The organism is Carboxylicivirga marina, assembly GCF_016612505.1.
GTDB lineage: Bacteria > Bacteroidota > Bacteroidia > Bacteroidales > Marinilabiliaceae > Carboxylicivirga > Carboxylicivirga marina.
On the sequence record NZ_JAENRR010000005.1, the window covers coordinates 157122 to 170530 of the forward strand.

The 13409-nt window shown below is 38.0% G+C and carries 10 protein-coding genes; 5 read left to right on the forward strand and 5 right to left on the reverse strand.

Annotated features, from left to right (window positions below; all coding sequences use genetic code 11):
- Positions 1–23: 23 nt before the first annotated feature.
- A complete protein-coding gene (locus tag JIV24_RS03580; protein WP_200463631.1) occupies positions 24–884 on the reverse strand; it encodes a sigma-70 family RNA polymerase sigma factor in 861 nt (286 codons plus the stop codon).
- Between the two features lie 83 nt (positions 885–967).
- A complete protein-coding gene (locus tag JIV24_RS03585) occupies positions 968–2443 on the reverse strand; it encodes a Do family serine endopeptidase (RefSeq protein ID WP_200463632.1) in 1476 nt (491 codons plus the stop codon).
- A 269-nt stretch (positions 2444–2712) separates the two neighbouring features.
- Between JIV24_RS03585 and dapF the strand changes: the two genes are divergently transcribed.
- Positions 2713–3498 carry a diaminopimelate epimerase gene (gene dapF, locus JIV24_RS03590; protein WP_200463633.1) on the forward strand — a complete coding sequence of 262 codons (786 nt, stop codon included), beginning with the start codon at positions 2713–2715 and terminating at the stop codon, positions 3496–3498.
- Positions 3499–3563: 65 nt separating this feature from the next.
- On the opposite strand, the gene JIV24_RS03595 is transcribed toward dapF, so the two are convergent.
- Positions 3564–5771: a bifunctional alpha,alpha-trehalose-phosphate synthase (UDP-forming)/trehalose-phosphatase gene (locus JIV24_RS03595; RefSeq protein WP_200463634.1), complete on the reverse strand. Its 2208-nt coding sequence runs from the start codon at positions 5769–5771 to the stop codon at positions 3564–3566.
- Positions 5772–6022: 251 nt separating this feature from the next.
- Between JIV24_RS03595 and JIV24_RS03600 the strand changes: the two genes are divergently transcribed.
- The gene (locus JIV24_RS03600) at positions 6023–7831 is read left to right on the forward strand and encodes a glycoside hydrolase family 15 protein (RefSeq protein WP_200463635.1); all 1809 of its coding nucleotides are present in this window, start codon (positions 6023–6025) and stop codon (positions 7829–7831) included.
- Between the two features lie 80 nt (positions 7832–7911).
- Here the strand turns inward: JIV24_RS03600 and JIV24_RS03605 are convergent, their stop codons facing one another.
- Positions 7912–8418: a ferritin gene (locus JIV24_RS03605; RefSeq protein WP_200463636.1), complete on the reverse strand. Its 507-nt coding sequence runs from the start codon at positions 8416–8418 to the stop codon at positions 7912–7914.
- Positions 8419–8642: 224 nt separating this feature from the next.
- Here JIV24_RS03605 and accC point away from each other — a divergent pair, with 224 nt between their 5' ends.
- From accC to JIV24_RS03620, 3 genes are read left to right on the forward strand one after another with little or no spacing between them, the layout of a single operon-like run.
- Positions 8643–10157, forward strand: a complete 1515-nt coding sequence (gene accC / locus JIV24_RS03610) for an acetyl-CoA carboxylase biotin carboxylase subunit (protein WP_200463637.1) — start codon at positions 8643–8645, stop codon at positions 10155–10157.
- Positions 10158–10167: 10 nt separating this feature from the next.
- Positions 10168–10674, forward strand: a complete 507-nt coding sequence (locus JIV24_RS03615) for an acetyl-CoA carboxylase biotin carboxyl carrier protein subunit (RefSeq protein WP_200463638.1) — start codon at positions 10168–10170, stop codon at positions 10672–10674.
- Between the two features lie 17 nt (positions 10675–10691).
- The gene (locus tag JIV24_RS03620; RefSeq protein WP_200463639.1) at positions 10692–12230 is read left to right on the forward strand and encodes an acyl-CoA carboxylase subunit beta; all 1539 of its coding nucleotides are present in this window, start codon (positions 10692–10694) and stop codon (positions 12228–12230) included.
- 50 nt (positions 12231–12280) lie between these two features.
- On the opposite strand, the gene JIV24_RS03625 is transcribed toward JIV24_RS03620, so the two are convergent.
- Positions 12281–12850, reverse strand: coding sequence for an ExbD/TolR family protein (locus JIV24_RS03625; RefSeq protein ID WP_200463640.1), 570 nt, complete (start codon positions 12848–12850; stop codon positions 12281–12283).
- Between the last annotated feature and the right edge of the window lie 559 nt (positions 12851–13409).

The window sequence follows — 13409 nt, forward strand, 5'->3', positions numbered from 1 at the left end:
CTTATTATATATTTAATTGTAGTTTATCCTAAATAAGATTTCAACAATTTACTTCGAGAAGTGTGACGCAAACGACGAATTGCCTTTTCTTTAATCTGACGAACACGCTCACGCGTTAATCCAAAGCGCTCACCAATTTCTTCAAGTGTCATTTCCTGACAACCAATACCGAAGAATAATTTGATAATATCACTCTCACGCTCAGTTAATGTTGCTAATGCTCTTTCAATCTCACGAGCTAATGACTCATTAATCAAAGACTTATCGGCATTTGGAGAATCGCTATTTACCAATACATCCAACAAACTATTATCTTCACCTTCAACAAATGGCGCATCAACTGAAATATGACGACCTGAAACACGCATTGTATCAGCCACCTTTTCTGGCGGTAACTCTAACTTATCTGCTAATTCTTCTGGTGAAGGCTTACGTTCGTTCTCTTGCTCAAATTTGGAGTAAGCTTTATTGATTTTATTCAACGAGCCAACCTGATTAAGCGGCAAGCGAACAATACGAGACTGCTCTGCCAAAGCCTGTAAGATAGATTGTCTAATCCACCAAACAGCATATGAAATAAACTTAAATCCTCTGGTTTCATCAAATTTTTCAGCCGCCTTAATCAATCCAAGGTTTCCTTCATTAATTAAGTCAGGTAAACTTAATCCCTGATTTTGGTACTGCTTTGCAACAGATACAACAAAACGAAGGTTTGCTCGGGTTAATTTTTCCAAAGCAATTTGATCACCTTTTTTTATTCGCTGAGCCAACTCTACTTCTTCCTCAACAGAAATTAGTTCTTCACGTCCAATTTCCTGCAAGTACTTATCCAGAGATGCGCTTTCGCGGTTAGTTATCGACTTAGTTATCTTGAGTTGTCTCATATTCCTTATAAAAAATCCGGCACAAAAGTACTACAAATTCCTTATTTTTCCAACCTTTTCATGCCTTAAAGCCAGAAAACATTTTAATCAGCAAGGTTTACAGCATAGTACACGACTCTACCATTTGGATAAATTCCTGTTAAAAACAATCCATCCTGAGCCTCACTTACTGCTGCCGTAAAATCACCAACGGTTTTAATAGGCATATTATTTACTTTAGTAATAATATACCCTTCCTTAACACCACTTTGACGTAAACTTCCATTTCCTGCTTCTACAACTTGTATGCCATAACGCACTCCAAGGCGACGTAAATCACTCGTAGACACTGCTTCTAAGGTAGCTCCTAAAGTTTCGTCAAATTTATTCGAAGAAATAATACCGGTTGTTCCGCGTATATTACGTAAAGTGACCTCAAAAGGTTTCTGTTTTCCATTACGTAACACAATTAAATTTACTTTTTCACCAGGTCGATGCATACTTACCCTCTCCTGCAACTCAGGAACCGAGTTTACATCCTCTCCATTAACGGACAAAATAATATCTCCGGCTTTAATTCCAGCTTCTTCTGCTCCACCGTTTGGAGCCACACTACCAACTAATACACCTTCTATTTTATCAATTGAAATACCAAGTTCATCAGCCTGATCTTTTGTAACATTACTCACTTCAACTATACTCACACCTAATAAACCACGCTGTACTTCACCAAATTCCATTAAATCAGCAACTACTTTTTTAGCGATGGTAACCGGTACCGCAAAAGAATAACCCGTAAATGATCCTGTGCGTGATGCAATAGCGGTATTAATTCCCACCAATTCGCCTCGCTGGTTTACTAATGCCCCACCACTATTACCAGGATTAACAGCCGCATCTGTTTGAATGAATGATTCAACACCGAGCGTTTGATTTCGATTGGCAATAATATTAATGCTTCGTGCTTTTGCACTTACAATACCAGCTGTTACTGTCGAAGTTAAATTAAATGGATTTCCAACAGCCAATACCCATTCACCAATCTTAAGGTTATCTGAATCCCCATATGGCACAAACGGTAATTCTTCTGCATCAATTTTTAATAAAGCAATATCAGAGGTTGGATCTGCACCTACCAAAGTTGCCGAAAATGTACGGCGGTCATTTAGCGTTACTTCAATCTCATCGGCATTATCAACGACATGGTTATTCGTAATGATGTATCCATCCTTAGTTAAAATTACACCAGAACCTGCCCCCATTACAGGTTGTGGTTGCTGACGGTATCCACTTCCAGGACCAAAAAAGAACTCATAAAATGGGTTATTGGAATAATAATCCTTCCCACTGCTTCTGGTTTTCACGTGAACGACAGCATGAACACTACTTTCAGCAGCATAGGTTAAATCAGGCAAATTACCCTGTACCTGGGCAGATGCGAACTGACCAATGGCTGGGACCTGCTCTTTAACTGTTATTATTTGGGGTTCATTATTTGAAATGCGTGAATAAACATAAACGACACTCACAGCTGTAACAACAGCAATGGCAAATGTGAAAAAAAATCTTTTTGCATTCATATTATAATCCTTTTATTAAGTTACTGTTAGGTAAATTACGAAAATCAATCTTCATCAAATAGATTCATCTGATTTTAACATTTATTATATCTAGATATTGAAATATAGTAAAAGATTGTTCTCAAAAATTATACCCGACACCTACTTTAACTTGACCTTAACGTTTTTTTGCCAAACTTTAAGGATATTCTGTCATATCAACGTATTTTTGTAATGAAAACAAGACGTTTTGTCTTTTGTTTAGTTACACACTAAATAAAGTACTTAAAATGAGTATGATTGACTTCTATAAATATCAAGGAACCGGCAATGATTTTGTTATTATTGACAACAGAAACAATCAGTTTAACGGAGATGACGTTTCATTAATCAACCATTTGTGTGATAGACATTTTGGCATTGGCGGTGATGGACTAATGTTATTAGAAAGCCACCCTGAACTCGATTTTACAATGCGCTATTTTAACAGCGATGGCCGAGAAGCATCTATGTGTGGTAATGGAGGACGTTGTATTGCAGCTTTTGCTGTGCATATGAATGTTGTTAAATCACCTGAGAGCTTTTCTTTTATGGCAGTTGATGGTGAACATCATGCAACATACAACGATGGCATTGTCAATCTTAAAATGATAAGCGTTAACGATATCAAAAAAGCTGACAATTATACTTTTATGAATACCGGCTCCCCTCATCATGTTTGTTTTATTAATGACGTTGACGATGTTAATGTTGTTCAGGAAGGGAAAGAAATTAGATACTCAGAGTTATATGCCCCGGATGGCACAAATGTTAACTTTGTGCAGTTTGATTCAGAGAACCAGATTAAAGTACGGACATACGAACGTGGCGTAGAAGATGAAACCTTTGCTTGCGGAACAGGTGTTGTGGCATCTGCCATTTCGGCACATTTATTAAAACCTGAATACACACATTTTAAAGTCGATGTTCTGGGAGGTAAACTTGAAGTTACGATGAAGCCAAATGAAATCGGATTTGATGATGTATGGCTAAAGGGGCCGGCAACTTTTGTATTCAAAGGAAAAATAGAGATTTAACGATGGCAGATACAAAAAACGGCACCTTTAACAGCGCCGTTTTTTTTTTGCATCCTTAATTTGTACTATTCACTTAATTGTTTTAAGAATTTGCGCACAGCATCAACTGATTCTAGTTTGTAGTTAGCACTTGTCCGTTGAATACCAACTTTTACTGTTATTGCTTCTGCTTGCAGCTCTTTAAACATATATTCATCTGTCCAGTCATCACCCATTGCCATTAAATAATCAAATTTCTCATTATTGATGAACTGATTTGCAGCAATTCCCTTATTGATACCACCACTTTTGACTTCAATCACCTTGCTACCTTCCATAATTTCGAGGTTAAGGTTGCCAACTAAATTAAGCAACTCATCTTTGAGTTCATTGGCACGAATCAAGCTCTGTTCTGGCTCGGCCTTACGATAATGCCATACTAACGAATAGTTCTTTTCCTCAATAAATGAACCTGGTGTACGATCAACAAATCGCTCTAGCACTGGTCGGATAACAGGCATCCAGTCATTATTAACTTTCGTAAGCGTCTGCCATTCCTCACCATACTTGCGCAACCAAACACCATGTTCACAAATAAGGTTTATAGGTACATCAGCAAACCACTTCTCGAGCGTGTATCGGTCACGACCACTAATAATGGTAACTGTATTCCTCTCATCAGCTATTAAACGATTTAAAATCGTGTACAACTCTTCATTTGGAGTCGCTTCTTGCGGATTCTTATGAAATGAAGTTAGTGTTCCATCGTAGTCAAGGAAGATAGCACGTTTTTTAGCTTTATTGTATTTAGCATTTAAATCCTCAAAAACACTAGAAGTAATCTTCTTAACCAAAAATTCCTTTTGTATACGCTTCACATTCTCCAAGGCATCAACAAATTCACCAGCCCACTTAAAAACAGAATAACGCTGAATCCTTTCCTGCAAATACCCCATACGCTCTTTCTGCTCTTCAATTGGCATTGTTAAAGCACGATAAAGAGCTTCGGCAATTTCATCTTCGTTAATTGGATTAATGGTTATGGCCTCTCCCATTTCCTTAGAAACACCTGCCATCTCACTCAATACAATGACACCTGTTTGATTACCTCGTGAAGCGACATATTCCTTAGCCACCAGATTCATACCATCACGTAAAGGTGTAATTAAGGCGACATCAGACATATTGTATAGCTCAACCAGATTCTCGAATGGCATTGCGCGATAGAAATACCAAACTGGCGTATAATTAATGCTTCCATAGGTACCATTGATATTACCAACCAATTCATCCACTTCTTTTTTAAGCATCATATACTCCTCTACCTGCCCCCGACTAGGAACAGCTAACATTATCAGCGTCACTTTCCCATGAAACTCCGGATATTTCTCCATGAATTTCCTGAAAGCTTTCAAGCGCTGAGGAATTCCCTTGGTGTAATCCAGGCGATCAATCGATAAAATCAAACGTCGATTTGGCGAAGTCATAAAATACTTCTCCAACTCCTGATGTAATTCAGAGCGTTCCTGAATCGTTTTCTGCATCACTGCAGCTGATGTTTTCTTAAATTTATCATAGTCAATTCCCATTGGGAAAGAATCGGCCTTAATAATTCGATCTTCAGCATGAATTTCGTTGAAGGCAATTTCATAACCATATAAGCGACGAACCGAACTTAAGAAGTGACGTTCATAGTCGTAAATATGGAAACCTAATAAATCAGCTCCCAACATTCCTTCTAACAGCTCCATACGCCATGGTAATATCCTAAACACCTCATATGATGGAAACGGAATATGAAGAAAAAAACCAACTGTCACATTGGGTTTCATCGATTTAATCATACCCGGCACTAATAGCAATTGATAATCGTGTACCCACACAGTATCCCCATCTTCAGCCACCTCAAGGACTCTATCGGCAAATCGCTGATTAACACGCTTGTATGCTTTCCAATTTTCTGGAGAATAATCGACATACTGCGTAAAATAATGAAACAATGGCCAAACCGTTTTATTGCTGAAGCCTTCGTAATACTCAAGTATTTCCTGCTCACTTAACGGAACCGTCACACAACTCTTTTCACTAAGCAAACTATCAATTTCGGCACTATCATCAGTCGACAAGTCATCAGAATTAACACCTGACCATCCAATCCATTTACCTCCGTATTCGGTATATACTGATTTCATTCCAGTAGCCAATCCACCCACACTTTCGATTAAACTGTATCCACTTTCTTCTTTTACTAAACTATACGGCAACCTGTTGGCAACAATATGAAGTTTTGACATAGGCTTAAATTTGATTATTTTCTGCTATGCAACAGCTTAATAACAAAACCAGATATAACACTGATTATCAAACTAATTACGAGAGGCAGATTATATTAGAAACATGATTTTTTAAAAGAAACCCCCAAATAGTAGCATTATTAAAAAAATACCATTTTTTTTGCACTATAAAGCAAATATACATCTTTATAGGTTATATCATTGTTTATAAAAAAGAAGTTTTTACTGAATTTGCATAAGTTTATTTGCGTATGAAGAACCTTGATTACGGTATCATTGGTAATTGTCGAAGTGCTGCGTTGGTTTCGAAAACCGGCTCGGTGGAATGGTTGTGTTTACCGCATTTTGCATCTCCATCAACATTTGCAAAAATACTTGACGATGAAAAGGGTGGTTTTTTTAGTGTCAGACCAACAGAAGAATATGAAACGGAGCAGTTTTACATCACTCGTACAAATATATTAGTAACCAAATTTATTTGTGCTTCCGGTGTATTTGAGCTTCATGACTTTATGCCGCGTTACCGTAATGAAGATGGTGTTTATTACACCCCGCCTGACATCGTTCGATATATCAAGCACATATCAGGTTCGGTTAATGTGGTAATCAACTTTGAACCGAAGCTTGAATATGCACTACCTGACACACAGGTTGATGTTGAAGAAGAGTACATCAAAGCCTATACTACCAACGGTGAATATGATTCAATTTATTTGTATTCATCATTTGATAAAAAAAGTATAAAAGAAAGGCTGCCAGTAACGATTAAGCAAAATGAGTTTATACTGTTGAGCTATAATCAGAAGCTACTTCAGCAGTCGACAAGCCGATCATACTTAAAGCACCAGCGCACTAAGGTATATTGGTTGAACTGGTCAGATAAAACAACGACATTTAAAAAATATGATAAGGAGATAAATCGTAGTGCCTTAACGCTTAAGCTCCTTAATTATCAGAAATCAGGTGCGATATTAGCAGCTCTTACGACATCATTACCTGAAACTATTGGTGAGGTGCGAAACTGGGATTATCGTTTTTGTTGGATTCGTGATGCCTCCATGGTGGTGAAAATAATGACACAATTGGGTCATGAACGGATTGCAGAAAGATACCTGAACTTTATTATTGCCTTAATGCCCGATAAAGGTGAAAAAATGCAAATCATGTACGGCATACATGGTGAAAAGAACCTGCATGAAATTGAACTTGATCACCTATCTGGATACGAAGGCAGTAAACCAGTGCGTATCGGTAATGCAGCATATGTACAAAAGCAAAACGACATCTACGGAATATTGATGGATGTTGTTTTACAATATTTTGAGCGATTCAAAACCACACTAGGTAATAGCGAAGACTTATGGACTATCGTTCGTAACATCGTAAAGGTTGTGGATGAAAACTGGCAAGAACCAGATAAAGGTATCTGGGAAATTCGCAGTGAAGGAAAACACTTCACCTTTAGCAAAGTACTATGTTGGGTTGCAATTGATCGTGCGCAAAAAATTGCACGTTTATTAGGTAGAGAAACATATGCCAAGCAGTGGAAAACACTAGAAGAAGAAATCTCTGCAGATATTCATAAAAATGCCTGGTCAGAAGAGAAACACACATTTACCCAATCATATGGTTCAAATGATTTAGATGCTGCTGTACTGCTTATGGAATCATATGGTTTTATTGAAGCAGATGATCAACGATACAAAAAAACAGTTTTAGCCATTAAAAAGGAGTTAGAACACGATGGTTTGATGTATCGCTATAAAAATGAAGATGATTTCGGCGAGCCACAATCTGCATTTACTATTTGTTCATTTTGGCTAATTAATAGTTTGTATAAAATCGGCCTGAAAGATGAGGCAACACAAAAGTTTGAAACCTTGCTTTCCTATGGCAATCACTTAGGTTTGTTTAGCGAGGATTTAGATTTTAAAACACGCCGATTACTTGGAAACTTCCCACAAGCCTATTCGCACCTCGCAATTGTTGAAACTGCTATAACACTCGCTGGTGATGAAATATCGAAAGAAGAAGAAATTATGAAAACGATTCGTCATTAAGCGGATTGTTACTAATTGATAAACAAGAAAGCCGGCAAAATAGCCGGCTTTCTTGTTTTATCTTTCATGTATTACATTCATTACTCAGCACTCGCAGGTACCTGACCACGCATACTCATAATGTCACGATCGAACATATACAAATTGTGATCGCCCAACAGGTTTAATTTATCATTGATAGCAGCTACTGAAGCTTCTTCTTCAATTTGCTCAGTAACAAACCACTGAATCCAATTGTGAGTAGTAAAATCCTTTTCATCAAGACACACACCCACAATACCACTAATCAACTCTGTTACATACTGCTCATGCTCTTGAACTTGTGCAAAAACAGCTTTTATACCATCATAATTTGAAGGTGGTTGTTCAATGGCCGGAATAATAGCTTTTCCTCCACGCTCATTCACATACTTGATGAATTTCATCATATGAAGACGCTCTTCTTCCGCCTGAGCATAAAGCCAATTTGCTGTTCCCTCATAGCCATTAGTATCGGCCCAAACAGCCATAGCTAAATACAAGTTGGAAGAATATGCTTCCTTTTCAATTTGATTAATCAGTATTTCTTCTACTTTTTTCTTAAGCATAATAGTCAAAATTAAATTATTATAACAAAGATACACTTAATAACTTTTCAACATTGGCAGGTGTTTAGTGCCGAACTTATTTATATTCATTCCAAACTAAATCATAAAACAATTTGGTAGTCTGATAAAAATCAGCTTTTTTGCAACACGGAATTATAGGTCTTTATATGTTCTTTGAAACATTTCGACTTCTAATTTTTTATTAAAAAAATCTTTATTCCATTATGATCAAAAAAGTTTTAGTTGCCAACCGAGGTGAAATAGCCGTTCGCGTCATGCGCTCATGTCGTGAAATGGGCATCCAATCGGTGGCCATCTTCTCCGAAGCTGACAGAACAGCTAAACATGTTAGATATGCAGACGAAGCCTATTGTGTAGGACCGGCTGCTTCAACTGAAAGTTACTTAAAGGTCGATAAAATCATTGAAGTAGCTACTTCATGTAAAGCAGATGCCATCCATCCGGGCTATGGATTCCTATCTGAAAATGCACACTTTGCAGAGGAAGTGAAAAAAGCTGGCATCATTTTCATCGGACCTTCGATTCACGCCATTAACACAATGGGTGACAAGCTAACCGCCCGTCAATTAATGATCGAATCAAATGTGCCTGTTGTTCCTGGCACAAAAGAGAACATTGATGATCCGAGCAAACTAAAGTCCATTGCCGATGAGATTGGCTACCCCGTTATGCTTAAAGCAAGTGCTGGTGGTGGCGGAAAAGGTATGCGCCTTGTCAGAGAAGATAAAGAGCTGGTGAATGCTTATGAAATGGCTAAATCTGAAGCTCGCTCAGCCTTTGGTGATGATGCAGTTTACATCGAAAAATACATTGAATCACCCCATCACATTGAGTTTCAGATAATGGCCGATCAGCATGGCAATTATGTACATCTCTTCGAAAGAGAGTGCTCAGTGCAGCGTCGCCATCAAAAGGTAGTTGAAGAAACACCTTCCCCACTTATGACACAAGAGTTACGTCAGAAGATGGGAGAACAAGCAATTGCCGCTGCCAAATCAGTTGACTATGTGGGGGCAGGCACCGTAGAGTTCTTAGTTGACAACGACCATAATTTTTACTTTTTGGAGATGAATACTCGCCTTCAAGTTGAGCACCCAATAACAGAGCGCACCACAGGCGTTGATCTTGTTAAAGCTCAAATTAACGTTGCCAATGGTCTGCCTTTATCGTTTAAGCAAGAAGACTTACGCCAAAATGGACATGCTATTGAGTGTCGTATTTATGCCGAAGACCATAAGAACAATTTCATGCCTTGCCCGGGAGTTGTGAAAAACATTACTGAGCCAATGGGATTAGGAATCCGAACCGATGGCTATGTATATGAGGGTTATGAAATACCTTTTCATTACGACCCTATGATTTCCAAGCTAATTTCGTGGGCTCCAACGAGAGAAGAAGCTATTGAGCGCATGAAACGAGCATTGTTTGAATACAAAATTACAGGTATTAAAACATCTATTCCTTTTGTAGCTCGAATTATGGAAGCAGATGATTTTGTTGATGGTAATTATGACACACACTTTATTGAAAAGAATATGGACTTTTTAATGACCAGTGAGGATGATTGCACTGACTTCTGTGAAGATGTTGCCCTATTTGTGGCATTTCTTGACTATACACAAAAGCTGGAGGAAGCGGCAGTCAAAACAAATGTGGCCACACCAAATAAATCGGCATGGAAAGAGTATGGCCGACGTAAAAATGTAATACGACTATAAATCAGCTAATATGCCTATTGAACTTAAAATAGATACGCGCCGAGCAAAAATTAAAATCCTGGAACAGGACGGCACAAAATACAAAGTCGATATTGACGACCGAATTTATGATTTAGATTTGGTAAAGGTTGAACATGACGCTTACTCCATAATAGTTGAAGGTCAGTCCATTAACATGGAGATGATTGAAGGAGACGACTTGAACCACTACAAAGTAAACACCATCAACAACTATTACGAAATTGAGGTGATTGATGCAGCAACGCGTTATCGCAATGCTTCAAAATCAAACCTTGATGCCGGTGGAAATACGATTTCGACACCTATGCCAGGTAAAATCGTTAAGATACCAGTTAATGTCGGTGATACTGTTGAAAAAGGTCAAACGGTTATTGTTGTATCTGCCATGAAAATGGAAAGTGAATACAAAAGCGCTGTCGATGGCATTATTAAATCTATTCATGTAAATGAAGGAGATGCCGTTGAAGGCCATCAACCATTAATCGAAATCGAATAACACGAAAAATTGGAACAATGCAGAATTTAGAAGATAAATATAAGAAGTTTGAGGAGCGCAACCGTGAAGCCGAAGCTGGTGGTGGCGAAGCGCGAATTGAAAAGCAACACAAAGGTGGCAAACTAACAGCACGAGAGCGTATTGATGTATTTTTAGATGCTGGCACTTTCGTTGAACTGGACAAATTGGTAAAGCACCGATGCAACAATTTCGGGATGGAAAAAAATCATTTCCCTGGCGATGGCTTTATTACTGGATATGGAAAAGTGGATGGCAGGCTAGTGTATGTTTTCGCCCAGGATTTCACTGTTTTTGGCGGTTCATTAAGCCGAACAAATGCCGACAAGATTATTAAAGTATCGAAACTGGCACTTAAAATGGGAGCTCCACTTATTGGATTAAACGATTCAGGTGGTGCCCGCATTCAGGAAGGCGTTCAAAGTCTGGCTGGCTATGGCGATATCTTTTTCCTTAATGTTAAATCATCTGGTGTGATTCCACAGATTTCAGCCATCATGGGTCCTTGCGCCGGTGGGGCCGTATACTCTCCTGCCCTAACGGATTTCATTTTTATGGTGAAGGACACCAGTTATATGTTTGTAACAGGTCCTGAAGTGATTAAAACCGTTACACATGAGGAGGTTACCAAAGAAGAGCTGGGTGGGGCAATGACCCATAATGCTAAGAGTGGAGTCGCGCACTTTATGGGTGATGATGACGAACATACGCTAATGATGATTCGTGAGCTTTTAAGCTTTCTTCCTTCTAATAATATGGAAGATCCACCTGTACTGCCAACCACAGATGATATCAGGCGCGAGAGTGAAGAATTGCAAGAACTCATTCCTGCCGATCCGAATAAGCCATATGATATGCACGATATCATAGGTAAAGTGGTGGACAACCAGCACTTTTTTGAAGTAATGCCTAATTATGCGCAGAATATTATAACCGGCTTTGGTCGAATGGCAGGCCGAACTGTTGGTATTGTAGCAAACCAGCCAAATTACCTTGCAGGCGTACTGGATATTGAATCATCAGCCAAAGGAGCACGATTTGTACGATTCTGTGACGCTTTCAACATCCCGGTTGTTACTTTTGTTGATGTACCAGGATTTTTACCAGGCACAGTGCAGGAATATGGCGGTATTATTAAACATGGTGCCAAATTATTGTATGCCTATGCCGAAGCTACGGTTCCTAAAATTACGGTTATCACCCGTAAAGCCTATGGTGGTGCATACGACGTAATGGCGTCAAAACATTTATCAGCAGACATTAATTTTGCATACCCAACTGCCGAAATAGCTGTAATGGGACCTGAAGGTGCTGTAAACATCATCTTTAGAGGCGAAACCGATGAAATTGCCAAAGCAGAGCGTGTAGATGACTATCGTGAAAACTTTGCCAATCCATACAGAGCAGCCGAACTCGGATATGTCGATGAGATTATTCTTCCGAAAGAAACGCGCTTTAAATTGATACAGGCCTTGGAAATGTCTCAAAATAAAAATGAGTCAAATCCGCCCAAGAAGCATGGAAATATTCCATTATAATAATCCAAAGAAAAAACCGGCTTAGGCCGGTTTTTTCTTCTACTCCCATATTAGTTAATCTTCACTGGTTCCGCCTCCGAAATTAATTTCGGACAAGCTTTCCTAATTGCTTCTTTCTCTTCTTTTGTGAGCTTCTTATAGTCGCTCCCAAACAGCTCATTAGAAAAATCATTGCGCATTTCGTTGTAAGCCCTTATAATTTCATTTTGCACTAACAAATATGTCTGATACTCGGTATCATTTGCTGTTTGTAACGAAATTATTCCCTTGCTCACCTGTCTTTCGCCTAAGAATTTAATGATTTTAGTTTCCTTATCAGATAAATCTAATTTATTGTGTGGGTTTAAAACAAACTCCTTGGTGGCAATTGTTAACTCACTTATATCCATCGCTTGTTTTTCAACCATTAATTGATTATCGGCATTAACCAATATCTCAAATACATTCCGATCATTCTTTGGTGGTGTTAATGGATCTGGTTCATCAATAAACGGTGGTAGTACCGTTCCTAATCCTTTGTCGCTATCCATTGTTGTGGTAACAAGGAAAAATATTAACAACAAAAACGCTATATCGGCCATTGAGCCGGCGTTCACTTCTTGAGCTTTTCTACGTGTCATAATTACTAAATTTAAATGGTTAATAATTATGACCCTGCGACGATGATTTCGAATTGATAACTACAAAATAGTAAAAATCCATTAGAAAACGAATCCAACATTGCTTAATAATTTAATTAAAAGCGATGTTGTCATAAATATTTTATATTGATTGGGCTATTCGCCCAAACCCAACTTACTTTTTTAGCTTAAACCAAAAAACTAAGGAAAAAAGTTCAAGGCTGCTTTTATTATTGTACTCTTATTTAACTCAAGCCTAAGTGCAACCGTATGATTTTCGAGCAAGCTCTCAACTTTACGGTTTTACTAACGCTTTTGTTAAAACAAGTACAATAATAAAAAGAGGCCGAATGGTAATATGTACTAATAAGCTCATAACCTTATTTCTCACATTAATATCTAAACAAAATACATTTACAATATTTTTTGAGATACGTTTAAGAAGCTATTCAAACAAAAACAATTATTCTTATTCTAGTAACTAGTTAATCCTTAACAACATCATAAGTCATTAGTTATCAACAATAAATGTGAATAACTAATGGCTTTTAAGCATTCT

Bases quoted from the DNA above. Each gene is read 5' to 3' on its own strand.
- JIV24_RS03580 (WP_200463631.1), bottom strand. From the start codon at position 884: ATGAGACAACTCAAGATAACTAAGTCGATAACTAACCGCGAAAGCGCA.
- JIV24_RS03585 (WP_200463632.1), bottom strand. From the start codon at position 2,443: ATGAATGCAAAAAGATTTTTTTTCACATTTGCCATTGCTGTTGTTACA.
- dapF (WP_200463633.1), top strand. From the start codon at position 2,713: ATGAGTATGATTGACTTCTATAAATATCAAGGAACCGGCAATGATTTT.
- JIV24_RS03595 (WP_200463634.1), bottom strand. From the start codon at position 5,771: ATGTCAAAACTTCATATTGTTGCCAACAGGTTGCCGTATAGTTTAGTA.
- JIV24_RS03600 (WP_200463635.1), top strand. From the start codon at position 6,023: ATGAAGAACCTTGATTACGGTATCATTGGTAATTGTCGAAGTGCTGCG.
- JIV24_RS03605 (WP_200463636.1), bottom strand. From the start codon at position 8,418: ATGCTTAAGAAAAAAGTAGAAGAAATACTGATTAATCAAATTGAAAAG.
- accC (WP_200463637.1), top strand. From the start codon at position 8,643: ATGATCAAAAAAGTTTTAGTTGCCAACCGAGGTGAAATAGCCGTTCGC.
- JIV24_RS03615 (WP_200463638.1), top strand. From the start codon at position 10,168: ATGCCTATTGAACTTAAAATAGATACGCGCCGAGCAAAAATTAAAATC.
- JIV24_RS03620 (WP_200463639.1), top strand. From the start codon at position 10,692: ATGCAGAATTTAGAAGATAAATATAAGAAGTTTGAGGAGCGCAACCGT.
- JIV24_RS03625 (WP_200463640.1), bottom strand. From the start codon at position 12,850: ATGACACGTAGAAAAGCTCAAGAAGTGAACGCCGGCTCAATGGCCGAT.